Below are 19,421 nucleotides of genomic sequence, written 5' to 3'. Positions count from 1 at the left end.
AAGATTTTAATCTTTGGCGGCTATTTTTATGAAAATGGGGTATTCTACAAAAAGCAGGAATAAATGACGACTCCGGAAAGGACGAGCGGTATGCACTGGGTATATTTCAGCAAGTTGTATGCAACCAAATTTCAGGCAGGATGTCTGGCCAAACGTATGGAGCAGGATGGGTGGATTTACGGTCATAATGAACCAGCGGAAGTGGAAGTTTATCGATCACGTAAAGGACGTTACGGTGTGCGTTTTATTCCCTGACATTACCCCTTGACTTATAGGGTGACGATAGTGTATATTAATTAAGTCGCTGTTTTAATATTTTTTACTGACGCGGGGTGGAGCAGCCCGGTAGCTCGTCGGGCTCATAACCCGAAGGCCGCAGGTTCAAATCCTGCCCCCGCAATTTAGTTTCACTTGGATGATTTACAGCCATCATCTGCACGTTATACATTATGTCTAGGGCCCTTAGCTCAGTTGGTTAGAGCGGTCGGCTCATAACCGATTGGTCACAGGTTCGAGTCCTGTAGGGCCCATACTCTTGAAACCCTTGCCTAGCAAGGGTTTTTTTCTGTCTACAATTAGGTGCTAGAGCAAAAAGGTAACTTGTAAATGGTATCTTTCTAATATGCCTTTTTTTGCGAATGTCAGTGTATGTCCATGCCATATCTCAAATCTCGCATATACTACCTTATCCCAACCCATAGGAGGTAGATTTCATGAGTCAATTTATTGATGCAAGAACTTCGCAGAATGCGAGTTTGGCTAACTCTATCGCCATTCCAATCCTTGTAATTAACACACCACAATTATTTGGCCAGATTGGTCTAGTCACAGGTGGCAGCATTGGAGCTAACCCACGGGTACAATTCAAAGGAACGGTGTCTGTGCAACTTCCTTTGGCACTTGTTGGTATAACCATCACAATTGTTAGGGGAACTTTGGCTACGGATCCTGTGATTTATTCCGCAACGTCTACGTTCAGCTTGAGTATACTTGCCCCTCAGATTATTACGTTCTCTGCAGATGACTTCAATCCGCCTATCACGCCTCAATTGACGTACACTGCATTTGTCAGTTCCAACTTGCTCGGTACGATCCGTGTAGGTCCTGAGAACTTTGACGGAGTGTTGTATTCCGACTAATATTGAGCGCTCATGCCTAAGTGAAACTAGATTAATATTCTTTTTAAATGAAGGTAATAACAGACCTGCCCTCAAAAGCAGGTTTTTTACCTGTTGAAGGGGAAAACTGAACTTCATCGAGTAGGTAGGGTTCTATGATATAATGCATTACAGAGATTGGAACGGTATTTACGAATAAAGTAAAACATGAATTTTTTTGAGAATTTTACGAAATTAGTGATAGAAAGCAGGTTTACCTTTAATGACGCAAAATGAAAGTCAACGTTTTCGTTACAGTGAAGCTCCGGTCTGGGATTGGCAGAGAGCTTATTATGAACAGAAGGGGTTACAAGCTTGGACAGAGAATCAAGTCCCTCAATATATTACGAGTAATCCGGTGATTGCCACGGCGTATGCAGAGATGATCTTTGGCTTTCTTCAGGACCTCTCGAACAAGGGAAAGATCAGCGAGACCGTAACCATTCTGGAACTTGGAGCGGGGGTAGGGCGGTTGGCACACCAAATTCTCCTGAAACTGCTTGAGTTAAAGGAATTTGCCGCAATACAGTTACCGCCTTTCAGATATGTGATGACGGATCTGGTAGCGGAGAATGTGCTGGGTTGGCAGGAGCATCCATCCATGCAATCCTTTATTCAACAAGGTATAGTGGATTTTGCACGTTTTGACGCTGTAGTGGATACGGAATTAAATCTGGTCGTTGCAGGCACGGTTATTCGGCCCGGTGATCTGAAACAACCGTTGTTGTTGATTGCTAATTACTTTTTTGACAGCATCCCACAGGAATTAATCTACATTGGGGATGGCGAGATCTATGAGTGCGATCTGCTTGTACAGTCTCCGGATCGTCGTCTCGATCTTGAGCCTGCTGAGATGCTGAAGAACATGACGCTGAGTTATGAGTATCGCCGAGCACCGGAATACAGTGAGGATAACTATCCTTATCAGGAGCTTATCACATTGTACAAAGAGGAACTGGAGGATTCTCACATTTTGTTCCCAGCAATCGGGTTGTCTTGTCTCGAACGGTTGAACAAGCTGTCACAGTCAGGTTATGTGCTGATTACCGCTGATAAAGGGGATCATCGGCTGGATAACTGGAAGTTCGCAGAGCCACCTGAATTTGTTCTTCACGGGAGTTTTTCGCTAACTGCTAACTATCATGCCATTCAATATGTCTTGGAACAACAGGGTGCCCATACACGATTCACAACACATCATTATAAAGACCTGAATGTTGGGTGCATGTTGATGTTGGACGAACCCATCAGTTATGTGAACACACGTTTGGCCTACCATCGATTTGTCGAACGTTTTGGCCCGGATGACTTTTTCAGCATGAAACAATGGGTAGACTCTCGAATAGAAAGTATGGAGTTGAAGCATATTTTACCGTTTTGGCGTCTGGGCGGGTATGATGCAGAGTTCTTGATCCACAGTGCAACGCACATTTCAAGTCTTCTTCCTGATGCAAGTGATGAGGAAATGCTTGATATTCAATCTGGTATTCATACGATGTGGTCGTCCTACTATGTGATGGAGCAGCAAGGGGGGCTCGCATTTCTGGCAGGGCAGTTATTATATGAAATGTATATGTATGAGGATGCGAAACGGTTTCTGGAGATATCGTTGGTTGCAGACCCGAGTAACCATAATCCAGCCGTCTTATACGATTTGGCTGTGTGCTGTTATGAACTTGAACTGGAAGAAGAAACCCTATCATATACCCATAAAGTTTTGGCTCTGGAACCTGATCATGAAGAGGCAGCAGCGTTGCTCCAGAGTTTCGAGTTGATCTGAACAGAACAATTTTAGTTTGTCTCCTATATGTCTAGAAATAGTGATGGTTGTATATAAAATTGAAACCTAATTGGATTGTAATCGTATTAATGGGATATTCAACCAATTATCTGTTTAAGCAGAAAAGGAGACAGAGTTATGAAGAAAATGTTATCCGTTGCATTATATCCACTTGCTTGGGTGCTGGGGGCACTGAGTATCTTATCTGGAAATGCAAACAGTGTCGCAGACAGCGCTCTATTGGCTAAGGATATCGCTACAGATCGAAGCTATGATGGGCAGGCTATCTATGATAGTATTGAACGTAGAAATGCCTAACTACATATCATTCAACTGTAAAGGTAATTGTGTCGTCGAGCAATAACATGAGAACCAATTACTCTTAAAGCAAAGTACGGTGAGCAGGAGTTCTGTCCGTACAACCTTTAAGCCGGTTTCGTACCTTATTCAGGTATGAACCGGCTTTTATTTATGAATGGGGGATACCAGATGAAGGTTATCATTGGACAACCGAGGTTGGAACAGCACCTGCTGCAGCTTGAAGCCGAACTCAAGCAACACTCTGATGCGGATATATTGTTTTTTCCTGAAGGTTATCTGAACCAGAATGTTGAGGAAGCTTGCAGGTTGGCGGCTGAATATGGGACTATGATTGTATCAGGTCATCGCAGACTGGACGAACGTCCAAAAGACCGATCGATTATCATCAGTAAGGCTGGAGAGATTGTGTTGGAGAAAGCTAAGTATACACCTGCTGAGACGGTTGAGGAACAGGGTTTGGTAATAAGCACTTTGTTGTGTGATGAGCTGGTCCTGCAAGGATTTGGAAATGAGAATATAGGGAATGTGGACATTGTGATGCATTCCATTGGTGTGGGCATGTTCAGTGAAGAGCAGTACAGTGAGTGGGTCGAAGAGGCTCGGCAGATCGCCATGAAGCATCAATGTATTGTCATGGGGACAAGCCATGCGGATGGTTCGTACCGTGATAGCGAGATCTCCATTCCGATCGCCTATTGTATAACACCTGATGGAGAGGTTGTTCTGGCATCCCGAAGTGATACACGTACTCGTACAATCCTTCTGGAAAGAGGAAATACAGACCCTTCACCTCAGGAGTCACAAGAAAAACCACTGAAAATCTCCATCGACCCATCTGGTTAAGTTACCGGGTATGAATCCCAGATGAATGGGCTGATGAACTTGTCGAATAGCCCGATCACTTGCGCAGAATACGCATATGTTATGGCATACCTTGAAATTCAAAGGAGGCCAATCAAATGAGTCAAGTTGGATACGGTTGTTGTAATGTTGGTGGCGGCGGATGGACTTCCACAAGTGCAATTCTCGTACTGTTCATTCTGCTCGTGATTATCACAAAATCTTTCTGGCTGTAAGTCACGTATAGAAACGTGCAAACAGTGGCTCCGCTGAGACTTCAGCGGGGCTTTTCCTGTTTATAAGAAGCAACATATGCCATCCATGACATTTGACAACTGAAAACAATGTGCTTAAAATCACATAAGAGACTATTAACAGAGATTGAAGGGATAGCAATGCCGTTTATTCGCTTTAAAGGATTCACAGGTCCTCAACTAGAGGAAGTTGTACCCCAAATTACAGAGCAGATGGCCCTAATTACTCATATTCCAAGGGAGAGAATGAAGGCAGAGCGTCATGATGTACAAGCGCTAACACCTTCTCCGGCTTCTATAGAGATTCTAATGTTTCAACGTGACCAGGAGATTCATAATCGGATTGCATCGTCGGTGCAAGCTATTTTGGAAGAAGCATACATGCCGGATGTGCATATTTTCTTCAATATATTGTCACCTACTTTGTATTATAAAAAAGGCAGGCCGCTGACAGATTATCGATTGGATTGAGATTGTGAGGGACGAGCAGAATATTGCTCGTCTCTTTTGATTTACATATTTTTTGTACGTTCAGCAATGGGATGGTTCCTGTGAGCCCTGCTCAACGATAATGAGCATATCGCAGACATAATAAACAAGGCTCCACCGATAAGGTATACCCACCGAACGCCCAGTTGATCGGCGACTAGACCAAAGATGACTATGGATACACTCATCACCGTGGATATCAGGACGCCATGGGTGGCGTATACCTTGGTTAGGGATTCGACAGGTACACTGTTCTGAAGCGCTGTCTGCTGAGCCACATCACGAATCTGATGAACTGGACCCATGAGTATGCATAACACCAAAGCGAGCCATGGCAGGTTGTTTAGACCATAAACGACGGTCAGCAGGCTGAAGAGAAGGGAACCCATGGTCATACTAGCGATTAGATGCTTCTGAATACGTTTGGCCAGTGCAAGAGCCAGAATACCTCCAAGCATGGTTCCGGCAGCGTAACTCGAGTTCATGAGTCCCCACCAACCTTCTCCTCGTCCCAGAGCTTCTTTTGCAAAGGCTAGCGTAACAGCTCCGATCCAGATGGAACCCGCAAGAGCCTGGGCAATGTCCATAAGCGTGATCAGTCGTAATGATGGGTTGTTCCAAAGTATACTCCAGCCTTCCCTCAATACATTTCGGGATACAGCAGATTTCTGGAGTTTTTCTACATTCTGTGTGAGCGAACCCATGGCAATCATGAAAATCAGAACGGCCCAGGACAGGCTTGTAGCTGCCCAGAAGGTCTGTGACGCCCCCCAGTTCATCACGGCGAATCCCGTCATGGCGTAACCGACAATGGTTACAGTCTGATTGGAGAAAGATAGAAGGCTATTTGCTTTTATAAGGTCTTCACCTTGAACCAATCTTGGCGTTAAAATCTTCAGTAACGGAGTTTCCCATCCGTCCAATAAGGATAGTATGACCACTCCGATCAATAGAAGTGGCAGTTGTGAAATCAAATGATTCAACGAAATGGCTATACAGGTCATGATGAATGTTTTGGCTATGGAAATGCTGATCAATAGTTTGGAGAATGGGAAACGGTTCACAAGTAATGGCAAAGAGAAACCTGCTATTATGCGTGCAGTGATCTGAATCAGTGGAAACATTGCAGCAGAGAGTACCGATCCAGTGAGACCGTATATAAACGTAGTAATGACCATGATATATATGACATTAATAAGTGAGAGCAGCGTTTTGGCGGCCCAGTACGGATAAAATGCGATGTTCATGCCAATGATGTCCTTTCCGAAACGATATATCTATATTACGGGCATTGTCATCATTGCACCACAAACAAAGTTATCATTTTCCCGTCATTTCACCACAAAAAAACTGCCCAACAGGGCAGTCATCTTCTAATGCCTATAGTTCATGCCATAGCGAGTGTGAAGGCGATAAGCAACATCAGCAGGCTGGTCGTTCTGACCAAAGTCATATAAGGCCTGCTGGGTTCGGCTTCACCCTGGGAAATCCAGCCATAACGTAGATACCAGCCGAATTTTGGGAAACAGAGATTGATGATACAGAGTACCATGAATATAAAAAAGAGGGTTCTCATACCCATCTTCCTTTCTCACTTACATAACGGATCTCATCTTAACGTTTGCGTCTGGTAAAAAAGACTACAATCAAAATGATAATGATGATAATTAACAGAAATTTCATGTATGTTCCTCCTGATGAATAGTTAGGTTATTGTGTAATGTTAGTTATCAACTATTACCCAAGAACCACATGACTTGAATAACTGTGTTACAATTAAAATATATTGATTTAATATCAACACATTCCGTTTGGTTAGTTTTCTCTCCTTATAATGTACGATTGCAGAATATATAAACATTAATGTGTGTGAGATGAAGGAGGAAGGCATGAGCCAACATAATCAACTCTCATTACAATGGGAATTTATCATCTCGAAAGTGAAATCCTCCGTGACGGTGGTCGATGCTACCTTGCCTGAGCTTCCGCTCATGTATGTAAACGAACACTTTACCCAACTGACAGGATACACGTATGAAGAGTCTGTCGGACACAATTGCCGATTTTTGCAAGGGCAGGATACAGACCCCGAAACGGTAATGCAGATTCGTGATGCATTAAAGAAACAACAATCCATTAAGATTGATATTTTAAATTATACAAAAAGTGGTCAGAAGTTCTGGAACGAACTGAATATTGATCCGATCTTTAATGAATCCGGAGAGTGTTTATATTTTGTAGGCATTCAATACGATATTTCAGAACGGAAGTATGCCGAACAGCAGTTGAAGTTTGCAACTTCCATGGCTGAGATGAACAGCAGAGGGCAATTGGAATTCATCGGCAAGTTGAATCACGAGCTTCGTACCCCGCTTAACGGCATTATGGGCATGATCGAACTTGCTAGTATGGGTGAAACTACGGATGAGCAGAAAGAATATCTGGAGCTTGCACGTCAATCAGGTGAGGCGCTGCTGAACATCATTAACAATAGCCTGGATATGGCGAAGCTGGGCAGAGGCAAAATGGATGTTGAAAACATTGAGTTTCAACCTCTGAAGCTGATTCAACAGATTGTGAAGACACATGAACCTGCGGCACAGAATAAACACATACGTTTGCTCTGTCATGCTGATCTGAATGTTCCTGATGTGCTTATCGGTGATCCGCTAAGACTTCGGCAGGTACTGGATAATTTGCTGAGTAATGCGATCAAGTTCACAGAACAAGGTGAAGTGCAGTTACAGGTGGATGTGAGGCATCAACTGATGGATACCGTTGTATTGGTATTCTCTGTGCGTGATACGGGAATTGGCATTCCTCAGCATCAGATCGAACAATTGTTTGATGCATTTACCCAGACCGACATCTCCCATGCGCGCCGATTTGGCGGAAGCGGTCTTGGTCTGACCATCTGCAAAGAACTGCTGGAACTGATGAATGGTCAGATTTCGGTGGAAAGTACAGAAGGGAAAGGTACACAGTTTGAGGTGACACTGCCCTTGCTGCGCCAACAGGCCATTCCCAATGTAGGATAATAATCAAGCAGGACAGCCGGGTGGTCTCGGCTGTTTTTTTATTGTATTGAATTGTTTTACGAACGGGCGTTCTGTTATAATGTAAGTGTTGAATGGGGGAGACACAGCATGAGTAAGAGACGCACAGGACGAAAACGAAAAGGTAAACAAGGCTTCAAAAAGCAGGTACTGACACTGGTAGCGATGCTGCTGGTAGCCCTCTACGCCTGGGCAGGGGGAGAATGGCCGGAGGAGATACCTAATCCATTCGGAGGGGCTAATAAGAGTGTGGACCACACCATTACGTTCCCTTCAGAGCGTTATCCCGAAACAGCCAAACATATTAAAGCTGCTATCAAGGCAGGGCATTCGGATGTATGCACCATTGATCGTAATGGAGCGGAAGGCAATCGGGATTTATCCCTTAAAGGTGTTCCGGTCAAAAAAGGTAAGGATCGTGACGAGTGGCCTATGGCGATGTGTGCTGAAGGAGGAACAGGTGCAGATATCCAGTACATTACCCCGAAAGATAATCGTGGTGCAGGTTCATGGGTAGGGAATCAGTTAAGTACATATCCGGATGGAACACGAGTGAAGTTTGTAGTGAAGTAACAAGAAGAGAAAAACCAGACGTGCATGCGTCTGGTTTTTTGGTATAAAGTGCTGGCATAAATAGATCTAGTTAACGTATCTATACGGGAACTGGAGTTTCAAGGATTACATATCCGGCTAAACGAGTTGCATTCCGCTTAAATGATGAGACCGTATGCTTAACAGACGCGTAACATGTTCAACCTCATCAAACGGTATCCACAGACTGCCGTGAACCGTACGTAAGGAGAGAATGGATGAATCAGCGGTACGCTCGGGAAATCCGGTTACCGTCTGACCGCTTGTATTACGAACCATGATCTGTTGTTTGCGCCGGATGGCAATTTCTACCTCTTTTTTCATAAGTCATTGCTCCTGATTATGAGATGTTAAATACATATGTCAATTTTTTCAATGGTTAATTTGTCTTCTTTATCTAGTCTATCAGAACTAGGTATAGATTTCCAGAAGAGAAATCAACATTCTTCTAGGTGATTTGTCTTAGCTATGGATGATCCGTTTTTGAATAGGCATTACGGGGTTATATTAGGGTAAAAGGAGGGGAACGGAATGACACAATTGATGATTGGGCTGGCCCGTACGGAGAACGAGGCTATATTGATGCTGAATCAGGTGAAAGAGGAAGGCATCAAGGAAAAATACTTGGGAGCGGTGGCGAAGGAGCAGCTTAATCTGGAGCTGGTGAGCGAAAAGACGGGGCTGCCCAAACCTTTGAAGGGTGCCGGAACGGATGGTGCCTTTGGCGCTCTGAAAGGCATATTGGCTGGTCTGGGGAAGCGAATGGATCAGACGATGTCGATCGGAAAAGCAGTCCGTAGACTCGCTGGCAATGAGATCGGGAGTGAGACCGATGATTTGGTGCTTACACTGACTGAAGCGGGGATCTCGGAAGAAGACGCACGGTATTATGAAGATTGGCTGTTAAAGGACCATATCTTGGTTATCGTGGAGTGCAGTGAGGAAGAGGCAGCTCGTGTTCGCCCGATTTTACTTTTTTAGTTTAATTTAAGGCTGATTTTAGGTTTCTTTAATGTTGGGGAGGTATTCTTATCTCACACCTCCCTTAATATAGATTGGTTTACCGGAAGTCCGGGACCGCAACTCGGACTTTCTAGGCACTGTGAGCTGACGCTTGCAGTGCCTGTTTCATTTATATAAGTCTTTCAGAAAGCTTTTAGGCGAACGCTTCGCTTTTCAGTTTTTTTTGTCCTCTCCGTTATCGTGTAAATCATTAGTTAAACTTATATAGTTAGATTATTTTATAAAAAGTGTTGCAAAGTTAATTAGTTCATGGTAAGATATTTCTTGTCGCCAAGAAATACATAATCCTGCCGGGGTGGCGGAATTGGCAGACGCACAGGACTTAAAATCCTGCGGTAGGTGACTACCGTACCGGTTCGATCCCGGTCCTCGGCATATTGCATTTAAAAGGTTTTCTTGAAAAAGAGAACGAAATGAAGGACGTATGACTCTTATGAAATATTGAGAGTCATACGTCTTTTTTTTGTATTTTTTATTTTGTATTAAAAGATAAGAATAATAAATTGTTGCTGGAGTTGCTTCAGAGTTGTATTTTAAGTGTGAATAAATGTCGGATTTTTAGAATAGCTGCTGCATATTGAATCCGCTTTTACCAGTTCATTAGATTCGTTCTTATTATCTATTTTAATATTGGGGTTAGTGTAACAGATCTAAACGAATTTCTTTGCAGATTTTTTAATCTGTTCACGTACTTTCTAGATTTTTTAGGTTTTATGCAGTTTCTCAGGTGAATCTTATACCCTGCTGTTGTTTCTCCTCTGGCTTTGAAAAGACTGAGAGAATAAGGGATGGGAAAAGAAAAATGAAAATACAATAAAAAATTATAAATGAAAGTAGAATTTTATGGAGTTTAAAACGTTAGAAGAATTAGTTTGGTTATTATACAAAGTGAACTTTCAAAGAAATATGAAATTATAATTGATGGGAGTTTGGAGGATAATTAAGGAAAGTGTAGAACTAGATATAATAATGTCATTTCTTTGGAAGGTAGATATATTGATTTTTATTGGTGAATTTTAAATAATTTACATAATGGGTTTTATATGAAAAAAAGGCGCTTTGATTCATAAGGTTGAAAATGAGTTTGAAGCATTGAAGACCTAAGCATGGTTAAGTTAAAAGAAGATATGAGCAAGGTGGTTGATTAGCGATTCTGCAATTGAAAAAAATCAAAAAAGAAAAGGGCTTAATGAAGGGTGGTTGGCAGGGGAATATGCTTAAAAGTCTAGTTGTTTCAGTTTTGTCAGAAAACTCAGAAAGGGAGCCTGAGAAGAATCTTCTGATTAAGAGAGTAGAAAATAATCCTAAGGACTTAGTTCAGGAATTATTATTAATTAATGAACCAGAAGAAATAGGTGGTAGAGTTGCACTGGCAGGTTTTTACTATCAATTTTTAGTAACCATTGAATACATGATTGAAGTAATGAAGGGTACGTGGGACTTTGTTTCGATGGAACTGCACGAAGATGTTATAGTTGGAAAAGATAATCTTATACGTTTTATTCAAGTGAAAACAAGTGCCCAAACTGATCTAAAGACAAGTGAAACTGGAATCTACAGCAGGTCTTTTAAAGAGGAAGATGGATTTAAATATAGAAGACCGGATAGCTGGTTAGATAAGCTTTTAATGAAAGCAAAATACTTTCCGAACAAAGAGTTTCAAACACAGTTTGAATTACTAACTAGTTTTGTTGTCACACCTTCAAAGGAAGCAAATGTTACACCTTATACCAAAAATTATAGTTATAACCTTTCCGTTCCTGAGGATGATCATTTACTGAGACGTCTATCTGAAGAATTTTACGATAAGCATGATAATTCACTCTTAACTTATGAATCGTTGTGTGGTGAAAAACTTACTGAATTACTATCAAGATTTCATATTCGCAAAAGGTTAGATTTACTTCAAACTCGTGAATATGTCGGATTTCTATTAGATGAACTGGGAAAAAATATTGAGCCTGGGGTCAGAGTTGAAGTAGATAATATTCAATGGTTAATTGGACTTCTGATGGAAAAATGTCAAAAAATTGGAGATAATCTTATTCTATATTTGGGCTCTGAAGAAGTAGAGGAAATAAGACAATTAATCCATGATAATGCTTTTGCGATAACTGGGGAATCTGTAAGAAAGAGTGAAACAAAAGAAGTTATAAATAAAGTTTTTGATCAAATGATACTTGATATTAAGGATATAGATTTATTTATAGAATTGGAGCGAGATATTATTGGCTACAAAGAGAATATGATTGAATGGATTGATGGAGGAGGTACGATAAGAGATCTTGTCAATAGGTATTTAGATTGTAGACCTATATCTAGTAAATACAGAGAAATAACAGAACATGATCAAACAAGAAGACTCTTAGAACTCTTTAACTGTGCATTATTATTAATCTTAATTAATAAAGATTTATTAAAAGTATCAACTAATCACACGTCACTTTTAGTTAAACAGATTAGCTCTCAATATTTATCATTTTTGAGCTTAAGCCGGGGAGATACTTTAAACACTGCAGTTGATAAAATCCGTCAATTGTTACAAGAACCTGAAAAGTGTTCAGATATTTTACTGAATCCACCATCTAGTATTATTTTGAATGGGAGTTTTGCGGGAAATAAGGGGAGAATAGAATCTGTTATTATTTGCGAGGAGAAGCCAGAAGTATCGGGACTTCCGCAAAGTGACTCACTTAAAGATATGAAAATAATTATGGATTTTGTACCGGGTGGAAGGTTAAATGATGAATTTGATAACTTATTTACTTTCAACACTATGGAAGATCTACGAACTCATCTATGTGAGTTTTGGAAGGAGTTAAACGAGTAATATGGAGGCATATGTTCTAACAAATAAATTGTTATTAGATTTAGGTTTTTCTCATGTTATTAATAGTGATCTTTTGAATATAGGAGTTAAGTTGTTTACTAATGGTCTGAATTTTGTGGTTTTACAAAGGTGGGAAAATGAAACACCAGCACGAAAAATTATTCTTGAAGCTAGTCTTGTGAGGGATATTCTTTTACGCCAGAAATTGAATGTTTGGAATTCTTATTACTTACTATGTACTGGTGGAGATCGTTTAATTGATGAAGAAACAATCTATACTATTGAACGAGATTCATTGTCTATTAGGAAGTTTGTCATTCGGTCAATGGCAGATATTCGACGTATTCCATTCTTGGATGACAACAATGATACATATACAGAGTTAAATAAAAATTCAATTGATGATATTGAACAGGATCCTACCATATCATATTTACTTAAAAATCTTCGTGATAAAGAAGGGGAAAGAAAAAAGCTCTCTCAAAAAGAAATTGAGAGTGTGATTAATGACTTGTTAGATAAGGAGAAATAAAATGAAAATTGATAAAGTTAGGATTCAAAATTTTCGCAAATACTTAGGTTTACATGAATTTAATTTAGATAAGCAAATAACTATTTTCTATGGTCCTAATGGATTTGGAAAGAGTACTTTCTTTGATGCTTTAGAGTGGTGTTTGTCAGGAAGCATTAGTAGATTTTCTAAACAAAAAGATTTCACAGAGCAGGATATTATATGTTTCCAATGTGTTAAGACCGCAGAGACTTGTTTTGTGGAAATCGAGTTTGAGGGGCACATATTAAAACGTAGTTTCCGAGTGGAAAATGGAAAAGCGAAAAGCGTTACTGTTTCAATAAAGCCTCCAAATGGAAAAATTATTCGCACAAAAGGGAAAGTAGACACATTTTTGAGGAGGGAATTTTATCGTACTGAAGGTAAAGGGATGATGGGAGGGCTAATAAAACAATCACATATTTTATCCCAAGATCAAATAACAGAGTTTGTTTCACATGACGATGCTAAAAGTAGGTTCGAGGCTCTAGCAGATATAATGGGCTTAAAGAATGTTTTGAATTTAACGAATAACATTAAGGAAGTATCTTCTAAACTTTCAGCTCAACGTTCAAAAATAGAAATAGAATCTGAACAACTAAAATCCATGATTGAACAAAGGACTGCAGATTTATTAACTTTGGATTTATCTAAGATTGAAGAGTGGGCAAATTTACTGAATATATCTCCGGATATAAATATAGTATATGCAAATTTAAACAAACTTAAAGAACGCTTATTACAAGAATCCAGCGTAGTTCTTGATAAGCTTGATCGCTTAGATAAAGTCGGAAAATTAGAATTTTCAAACATTGGTGATTGCATTACTGAAGAAAAGAATTGTAGAGATAACTTAAGAAGTTATACTTCACGCCTAGAAAGAGCGGAAAAATTATTACTCCAAATTAATTTGGAAATAAAAGGAGTTAATGAAGCAAAAAATCACAATGATCGTTTTAGAAAAATGGAGAAAGAAGAAAAAAGGCTTATAAGATTGCTTCAATCTTCATCAAATTCCCCGGAAATTCTTGATTTGGATAATATTATAAAATCTATTTCTGATAAGCAAAAGGAATTAGTTAAATATGATTTAGCTATATCTTATCTTGAAGAATATCAAAAGTTGAGAAATGAAAAAAAAGATCTTCCTAACCGCAAGTTAGGTGCAGAAAAAAGGCTCTCAAAATTTGTGCGTAGAAGTAAACGACTTGAAGCAATGCTTCAGGTTGTGAATAAAAGGATAGAAAATCATTCTGGCGGGCCTATGATAAAACTAGTAGCAGATGTACGAAGTGTGTATGAATATGTTTCCATACAAAATAATGACAAAGATGGAACTTGCCCAGTATGCTCTGCTAACCATGGAAGTGAACTAAAGAGCAAAATTTATTCATCGATTGAAGAACACTTAGAAAAGATAAGGCAATATGCTGAGGTTACGGAGGAGTTAATACAAAATAAAGAGAGACTGTCAATGAGAATTGAAAGTAACAATAGAGAGCTTATTTCTCATCAAGATGAAATTAAACAAATTGACAATAAACATCGCTCTTCAATTGAAAGATTGAATGCAATTCAAAACCTCCCTAATTATGATAATGAACTATTGTTAGGAACGAAACCTGAACTTGAGAAGACCAGGAATAATCTTCTTTCTCACATTAAAATGGATGAAGTGTCAAAAGAGGCAATTCAGTCACTAGCAATGGTAAGAAAAGATTTGGATAATCTTCGTTCTGTTACGGGTCTCCAGCATGCACTTGATGATGCAGATGTTCCCGGTGAATTACACCGTCTGCAACGTGCACAGAATCGAGTAGTCTCTTACATAAATGACATGAAAGAGGAAATTAAAACTACTCAAATAAAGGTGCAGAATTTTAACAAAGTACTTACTCCCATTCCCGATATTTTATCAGAACTAGAATTGACTTATCCCATTGATGAATTAATTAAACAGTATCAGAAAAAGAAAATAGATCTACAAATAGAGTTTAATCTGGTGGCGTCGTTTTCCGAAAAATTTTCAAATAATCAACGAGTTAATATCAAGATAAAAGAGCTTTCCTTAGAAAAGGAGAAGAAAGATGCTTTGATAAAGCAAAAGTATGATCTGAAATTGTCTAAGATATCGGAGTTTCTTAATAAGGTAGCATTACAATTAGGGACTACTGCAGAAGATATACTTAATAGTTCTTATTCTACTATTCAGCGATATTTCCGTTACCTTAATCCGCTTCCGAGCACAGTTCCCATAAGATTTGAGGGTGGAAATGAAGAATTGAAAATCATGGTTCAACTTCCTAACGAGGGTGAGGGGCTTTCAAACGCGCAATATACTTTGAGTTCAGGTCAACTAAATGTTCTTGCTATCTCGATATTTCTGGCAATAAACGAATCGCAGAAAGTGAGTATTCTAGATTTTGTAGGAATTGATGATCCGATACAGAATATGGATGACGTAAATCAATTCTCAGTTTGTGATGTATTAAGTATTATAAAAAAGCAACTTTTATTTTCCACACACGATCTTGATTTTGTTAAATTATTTATAAAGAAAAATGAACATAGAAGAGAACAAATTCAACTTTTCATGATTGATTCGCCAACTCTTACAAAAGATAATATAAAACACATTAAGTTTCATTAACTTGGAATTAGTCAGTAGTATCCTTTAGCTTTTAAAGCTGCGATACAAACCGCGTCAACTAAATTCTTGGCAAAAGCGACATTTGTGTTACTTTCAACAATTACTCTATAATTTGTTGGAAATAATTTAGTTACTTGGTAAGTTGAGAAACACTTTAAAATTTTTATCGAAACATCCTCAGACAATTTATTGATTTCAAATCCAAGAATTTGTTGTTCAATCAGTTTTTTACGTTCTTCGGTATTAAGGTCGTACCAATTGATCCTCATAAGTACCTCCTTAAAATTTCTGTATCTCTCATACTGTAGTTTAGAATTTTTGAGTTTATTAACAATCATTAAGAACTAAATTTGAGTTAATATAGAATATACGTGATGTCACCATTAGTAATAGAAATTTAATTTAGTATATGAATATATTTTATTTTTCTTGTTTCCATTTATTCCTCTACGGAGACTTCCCACAAGACATATTTGGGGAAATAATTTGATAAAGACAACAGAATTAGAAATTGTTCTGATGTCTTTTTTTTGTAAAGTTATGAAGCCACTCTTATATCAGGGCATGTTAAAGATCTATTAGCATATTCTGAACCGAAATGGTTTAACCATGCAAAGTAATGTTTCTTTAACTCGCTTTTTATGAAGAGACGGAACAATGGTGTATACTATCCGTAGGCATATATTACCTTTACCTTGCTGAACGATATAAGTTCAAACATACATTTACATGATAACGGAGGGGACAGAAAAAACCTGAAGAAGCGAAGCGTGCGCCTTTATCCCCGGATTTTCCCTTTCAAAAGGGAATCAAAAAAATCTGGGGATAACAGCGATCGGAAGGTTGTTCTGTCATCGGAGTGCCCGTGTAAATAACCATATGTGAACTTATGTAGAGTCACAAAACCAATAAAACAATCTTATGGACGGAGGACTCAAGTTTATGTTGAAACAGCTTAAGCCATACAAGGTGTTACAAGAGCGCAGAATTGAAGAACTGAAATCGGATGCGTATCTGTTGGAGCACCAGAAATCCGGGGCCAAAATTGTACTTTTGTCCAATCAGGACGACAACAAAGTATTCAGTATCGGTTTCCGCACACCTCCGGAAGATGATACAGGGGTAGCCCATATCCTCGAACACTCCGTGCTCTGTGGGTCCAAGAAATTTCCGGCCAAGGATTCTTTTGTTGAGTTGCTGAAAGGTTCATTGAATACATTCCTTAACGCCATGACGTATCCCGATAAGACGATCTATCCGATCGCGAGTCGTAATGATCATGACTTCCATAACCTGATGGATATTTACCTGGATGCAGTATTGAATACAAATATTTATGAGAATGAAAAGATATTTTTGCAAGAGGGCTGGAACTACAACCTGACCTCTGCTGACGATGAGTTAACCTACAACGGAGTTGTATATAATGAGATGAAGGGGGCCTTTTCTTCACCGGAACGAATGGTGCGCAGAGAAGTGCTGAACTCCCTTTTCCCGGATACCACATACTCCTCCGAGTCTGGCGGGTTCCCGGAAGCTATCCTGGATCTAACGTATCAGGGGTTGCTGGATTTCCACACGAGATACTATCATCCTTCCAACAGTTACATCTATCTCTACGGGGATATGGATATGGAAGAGAAGCTGCAATGGCTGGATGAAAACTACCTGAGTGCATATGATCGAATCGAGATTGATTCGGCCATTCAACTTCAACCTGCCTTTGCAGAACGGGTAGACACAGTTAAGACTTACTCTGCTGGAAGTACGGAATCGGAAGTGGATAACAGCTTTTTGACCTACAATGCAGTGATCGGCACAAGTCTGGACAAGGAACTGAACATTTCCTTCCAAATTTTGTTATACGCACTGTTGAACGCTCCGGGAGCGGTATTGAAACAGGCGTTGTTGGATAAGGGCATTGCGAAGGACGTCTACGGTTCCTATGATGACAGTCTGTATCAGCCTGTATTCACTGTGGGACTGAAGAAGAGCAATCTGGCGAGCAAAGAGGATTTCTTGGGAACGGTCAAAGAAGTGCTTGAGCGTGTGGTGAAAGAAGGTTTTGATCCAAAAGCGCTGCTTGCTGGAATTAACTCGTATGAGTTCAATCACAGGGAAGCGGACTATGGCAGAATGCCGAAGGGCCTGATCTACGGATTCTCTTCCCTGCAAAGCTGGTTGTACGATGAAGAAGCGCCTTTCACTCATTTGGAAGCCAATGACGTATTTGCTGAACTGCGTACAAAAATGAACGAAGGTTACTTCGAGCAACTGATTGAGAAATATATTTTGCAAAACACACATACTTCTTTTGTGGCGCTTACCCCGGATAAGGGGCTGAACTCACGCAAGGAGGAAGCGTTGAAAGAACGTCTGAAAACCATTCAGGCCGGGCTTAGCGAGGAAGAAGTTCAGACGCTGATTCAGAAAACGGAAGCCCTTGCCGAGTATCAGAATACACCTTCAACCAAAGAGCAGCAGCAGGTTATTCCGACGTTATCGATTGAAGATATTGAACCGAAGGCTTCTACGTTGCATCAAACGGTGAACCAGGTCGACGGCACAACCATTCTGCATCATAACCTCTATACAAACGGGATTGGTTATCTGAGGCTGCTGTTCGATATCAAAGAAGTGCCACGTCATCTGCTGCCGTATGCAGGATTGCTGAAGAATGTGCTGGGTTACGTGGATACTCAAAAATACTCCTTCAATGAACTGTCCAATGAGATCCATATCCATTCGGGCGGTATTCATAGCGGGATTGGATCTTATGCCAACGCGCATAAGCACAATGAATTCAAGGCTACCTATGAGTTCAACGCAAAAGTGTTGTATGACAAGCTTGGATTTGCCTTTGACATGATCAAAGAAATTGTGTTCACATCCCAATTCGATAATTCGAAGCGGTTATATGAGATCATCTCTCAGATGAAAGGTAATCTGCAACGTAATCTGATCAACAGCGGACACTCTGCGGGAATTGGCCGGTCTTCGTCCAAACATTCAGCGGTTGCCGATTTCAGGGAAGCTGTAAGTGGGATCGCCTTCTACCAGTGGTTGGAGGATCTTCAGGCGAATTTTGAGGCCAGAAAAGAAGAGTTATCTTCCAGCCTGCAAGAGTTGACAGGGTATATTTTCAGACCGGAGAACTTGCTTGTTAGTTACACTGCCGATGAGCAGGGATATGAAGGACTGGAGCAACAGGTATCCGATCTGAAAGCGAAGCTGTTCACACATGAGGTTGCCAAGGAAGAGTTTACGTTCACACCGGCTACGCATAAGGAAGGATTCCGTTCTCCTTCAGAGGTGCAGTACGTGGTGCAAACGGGCAATTATATCAACAAAGGATATCAATACACCGGTTCCCTACGGGTCTTGCAGGGTATCCTGTCTCTGGATTACTTGTGGACCAATATCCGCGCCAAAGGCGGAGCTTATGGCTGTATGTCAGGCTTCAGACGGAACGGAGACAGCTATGTTGCATCGTATCGTGATCCGAATCTAGATAAAACGTACAAAGTATATGAAGAGATTCCGCAATATTTGACCGATTTCCGGGCAGACGAGCGTGAGATGACGCGTTATATCATTGGTGCGATTCAGGATCTCGATACGCCGAGAACACCTTATGGCGAAGGAGCATTCTCTCTGGAGTGTTATCTGTCGAATGTGACTGAAGCGGATCTGCAACAGGAACGTGACGAAGTGTTAAGCACGAAGGAAAGCGACATTATCGGTTTTGCTGAGCTTTTATCGGCTGTACTTGAACAGCAACAGCGCTGCGTGATCGGTAATGAGAACAAGATTGAGGAACAGAAGCAAATGTTTGACGAAACGCTGGATTTAATCAAAAACTAAACGTTTGTCTCGCTTA

Annotated in this window: 18 protein-coding genes and 3 tRNA genes; 17 read left to right on the top strand and 4 right to left on the bottom strand. The window is 40.3% G+C overall.

Annotated elements, in window-relative coordinates; all coding sequences use genetic code 11:
- Window positions 1-63: 63 nt before the first annotated feature.
- The 9 genes from ACETMN_RS23500 to ACETMN_RS23460 all read left to right on the top strand — a co-directional run bounded on the left by ACETMN_RS23500 (window position 64) and on the right by ACETMN_RS23460 (window position 4,823).
- A complete protein-coding gene (locus ACETMN_RS23500) occupies window positions 64-255 on the top strand; it encodes a hypothetical protein (RefSeq protein ID WP_047843730.1) in 192 nt (63 codons plus the stop codon).
- 71 nt (window positions 256-326) lie between these two features.
- Window positions 327-400 (top strand) — tRNA-Met (locus ACETMN_RS23495).
- Window positions 401-456: 56 nt separating this feature from the next.
- Window positions 457-530: transfer RNA gene (locus tag ACETMN_RS23490), tRNA-Ile, on the top strand.
- Window positions 531-713: 183 nt separating this feature from the next.
- Entirely contained in the window at window positions 714-1,139 is a 426-nt protein-coding gene (locus tag ACETMN_RS23485) for a hypothetical protein (protein WP_091014129.1), read from the top strand.
- A gap of 241 nt (window positions 1,140-1,380) precedes the next feature.
- Complete coding sequence (locus tag ACETMN_RS23480; protein WP_091014131.1) at window positions 1,381-2,937, top strand: hypothetical protein; 1,557 nt, start codon at window positions 1,381-1,383, stop codon at window positions 2,935-2,937.
- A 138-nt stretch (window positions 2,938-3,075) separates the two neighbouring features.
- Window positions 3,076-3,255: a hypothetical protein gene (locus tag ACETMN_RS23475; protein ID WP_091014133.1), complete on the top strand. Its 180-nt coding sequence runs from the start codon at window positions 3,076-3,078 to the stop codon at window positions 3,253-3,255.
- A 171-nt stretch (window positions 3,256-3,426) separates the two neighbouring features.
- Window positions 3,427-4,101 carry a hypothetical protein gene (locus ACETMN_RS23470; protein WP_091014136.1) on the top strand — a complete coding sequence of 225 codons (675 nt, stop codon included), beginning with the start codon at window positions 3,427-3,429 and terminating at the stop codon, window positions 4,099-4,101.
- 116 nt (window positions 4,102-4,217) lie between these two features.
- Window positions 4,218-4,334 carry a YjcZ family sporulation protein gene (locus ACETMN_RS23465; RefSeq protein ID WP_017687347.1) on the top strand — a complete coding sequence of 39 codons (117 nt, stop codon included), beginning with the start codon at window positions 4,218-4,220 and terminating at the stop codon, window positions 4,332-4,334.
- A 159-nt stretch (window positions 4,335-4,493) separates the two neighbouring features.
- Window positions 4,494-4,823, top strand: a complete 330-nt coding sequence (locus ACETMN_RS23460) for a DUF1904 family protein (RefSeq protein ID WP_017687348.1) — start codon at window positions 4,494-4,496, stop codon at window positions 4,821-4,823.
- Between the two features lie 41 nt (window positions 4,824-4,864).
- Here ACETMN_RS23460 and ACETMN_RS23455 read toward each other — a convergent pair whose 3' ends face one another.
- A complete protein-coding gene (locus tag ACETMN_RS23455; protein WP_341073692.1) occupies window positions 4,865-6,088 on the bottom strand; it encodes an MFS transporter in 1,224 nt (407 codons plus the stop codon).
- 140 nt (window positions 6,089-6,228) lie between these two features.
- Window positions 6,229-6,417 carry a DUF6199 family natural product biosynthesis protein gene (locus ACETMN_RS23450; protein ID WP_341073691.1) on the bottom strand — a complete coding sequence of 63 codons (189 nt, stop codon included), beginning with the start codon at window positions 6,415-6,417 and terminating at the stop codon, window positions 6,229-6,231.
- A gap of 313 nt (window positions 6,418-6,730) precedes the next feature.
- On the opposite strand from ACETMN_RS23450, the gene ACETMN_RS23445 reads away from it, so the two are divergent.
- Together ACETMN_RS23445 and ACETMN_RS23440 are read left to right on the top strand one after the other, a co-directional pair.
- Entirely contained in the window at window positions 6,731-7,879 is a 1,149-nt protein-coding gene (locus ACETMN_RS23445) for a sensor histidine kinase (protein WP_341073689.1), read from the top strand.
- Window positions 7,880-7,987: 108 nt separating this feature from the next.
- The gene (locus ACETMN_RS23440; protein ID WP_091014144.1) at window positions 7,988-8,470 is read left to right on the top strand and encodes a NucA/NucB deoxyribonuclease domain-containing protein; all 483 of its coding nucleotides are present in this window, start codon (window positions 7,988-7,990) and stop codon (window positions 8,468-8,470) included.
- A 117-nt stretch (window positions 8,471-8,587) separates the two neighbouring features.
- Here the strand turns inward: ACETMN_RS23440 and ACETMN_RS23435 are convergent, their stop codons facing one another.
- A complete protein-coding gene (locus ACETMN_RS23435; RefSeq protein ID WP_036614778.1) occupies window positions 8,588-8,812 on the bottom strand; it encodes a hypothetical protein in 225 nt (74 codons plus the stop codon).
- A 207-nt stretch (window positions 8,813-9,019) separates the two neighbouring features.
- Between ACETMN_RS23435 and ACETMN_RS23430 the strand changes: the two genes are divergently transcribed.
- From ACETMN_RS23430 to ACETMN_RS23410, 5 genes are all read left to right on the top strand, one after another.
- Complete coding sequence (locus tag ACETMN_RS23430) at window positions 9,020-9,469, top strand: hypothetical protein (protein WP_341073688.1); 450 nt, start codon at window positions 9,020-9,022, stop codon at window positions 9,467-9,469.
- A 331-nt stretch (window positions 9,470-9,800) separates the two neighbouring features.
- Window positions 9,801-9,886 (top strand) — tRNA-Leu (locus ACETMN_RS23425).
- Window positions 9,887-10,670: 784 nt separating this feature from the next.
- Window positions 10,671-12,341, top strand: coding sequence for a dsDNA nuclease domain-containing protein (locus tag ACETMN_RS23420; RefSeq protein WP_341073687.1), 1,671 nt, complete (start codon window positions 10,671-10,673; stop codon window positions 12,339-12,341).
- A 1-nt stretch (window position 12,342) separates the two neighbouring features.
- Window positions 12,343-12,873, top strand: a complete 531-nt coding sequence (locus tag ACETMN_RS23415) for an ABC-three component system middle component 1 (RefSeq protein ID WP_341073686.1) — start codon at window positions 12,343-12,345, stop codon at window positions 12,871-12,873.
- Between the two features lies 1 nt (window position 12,874).
- Complete coding sequence (locus ACETMN_RS23410) at window positions 12,875-15,541, top strand: SMC family ATPase (RefSeq protein WP_341073685.1); 2,667 nt, start codon at window positions 12,875-12,877, stop codon at window positions 15,539-15,541.
- 11 nt (window positions 15,542-15,552) lie between these two features.
- On the opposite strand, the gene ACETMN_RS23405 is transcribed toward ACETMN_RS23410, so the two are convergent.
- Window positions 15,553-15,810, bottom strand: a complete 258-nt coding sequence (locus ACETMN_RS23405) for a hypothetical protein (RefSeq protein WP_341073684.1) — start codon at window positions 15,808-15,810, stop codon at window positions 15,553-15,555.
- 673 nt (window positions 15,811-16,483) lie between these two features.
- Between ACETMN_RS23405 and ACETMN_RS23400 the strand changes: the two genes are divergently transcribed.
- A complete protein-coding gene (locus tag ACETMN_RS23400; RefSeq protein WP_411735202.1) occupies window positions 16,484-19,405 on the top strand; it encodes an insulinase family protein in 2,922 nt (973 codons plus the stop codon).
- Window positions 19,406-19,421 lie beyond the last annotated feature (16 nt).

This window comes from Paenibacillus sp. M2 (assembly GCF_046713495.1).
GTDB lineage: Bacteria > Bacillota > Bacilli > Paenibacillales > Paenibacillaceae > Paenibacillus > Paenibacillus amylolyticus_B.
This window is presented reverse-complemented; position numbering and strand designations above follow the sequence as displayed.

Bases quoted from the DNA above. Each gene is read 5' to 3' on its own strand.
- ACETMN_RS23500 (WP_047843730.1), top strand. From the start codon at position 64: ATGACGACTCCGGAAAGGACGAGCGGTATGCACTGGGTATATTTCAGC.
- ACETMN_RS23485 (WP_091014129.1), top strand. From the start codon at position 714: ATGAGTCAATTTATTGATGCAAGAACTTCGCAGAATGCGAGTTTGGCT.
- ACETMN_RS23480 (WP_091014131.1), top strand. From the start codon at position 1,381: ATGACGCAAAATGAAAGTCAACGTTTTCGTTACAGTGAAGCTCCGGTC.
- ACETMN_RS23475 (WP_091014133.1), top strand. From the start codon at position 3,076: ATGAAGAAAATGTTATCCGTTGCATTATATCCACTTGCTTGGGTGCTG.
- ACETMN_RS23470 (WP_091014136.1), top strand. From the start codon at position 3,427: ATGAAGGTTATCATTGGACAACCGAGGTTGGAACAGCACCTGCTGCAG.
- ACETMN_RS23465 (WP_017687347.1), top strand. From the start codon at position 4,218: ATGAGTCAAGTTGGATACGGTTGTTGTAATGTTGGTGGCGGCGGATGG.
- ACETMN_RS23460 (WP_017687348.1), top strand. From the start codon at position 4,494: ATGCCGTTTATTCGCTTTAAAGGATTCACAGGTCCTCAACTAGAGGAA.
- ACETMN_RS23455 (WP_341073692.1), bottom strand. From the start codon at position 6,088: ATGAACATCGCATTTTATCCGTACTGGGCCGCCAAAACGCTGCTCTCA.
- ACETMN_RS23450 (WP_341073691.1), bottom strand. From the start codon at position 6,417: ATGAGAACCCTCTTTTTTATATTCATGGTACTCTGTATCATCAATCTC.
- ACETMN_RS23445 (WP_341073689.1), top strand. From the start codon at position 6,731: ATGAGCCAACATAATCAACTCTCATTACAATGGGAATTTATCATCTCG.
- ACETMN_RS23440 (WP_091014144.1), top strand. From the start codon at position 7,988: ATGAGTAAGAGACGCACAGGACGAAAACGAAAAGGTAAACAAGGCTTC.
- ACETMN_RS23435 (WP_036614778.1), bottom strand. From the start codon at position 8,812: ATGAAAAAAGAGGTAGAAATTGCCATCCGGCGCAAACAACAGATCATG.
- ACETMN_RS23430 (WP_341073688.1), top strand. From the start codon at position 9,020: ATGACACAATTGATGATTGGGCTGGCCCGTACGGAGAACGAGGCTATA.
- ACETMN_RS23415 (WP_341073686.1), top strand. From the start codon at position 12,343: ATGGAGGCATATGTTCTAACAAATAAATTGTTATTAGATTTAGGTTTT.
- ACETMN_RS23410 (WP_341073685.1), top strand. From the start codon at position 12,875: ATGAAAATTGATAAAGTTAGGATTCAAAATTTTCGCAAATACTTAGGT.
- ACETMN_RS23405 (WP_341073684.1), bottom strand. From the start codon at position 15,810: ATGAGGATCAATTGGTACGACCTTAATACCGAAGAACGTAAAAAACTG.
- ACETMN_RS23400 (WP_411735202.1), top strand. From the start codon at position 16,484: ATGTTGAAACAGCTTAAGCCATACAAGGTGTTACAAGAGCGCAGAATT.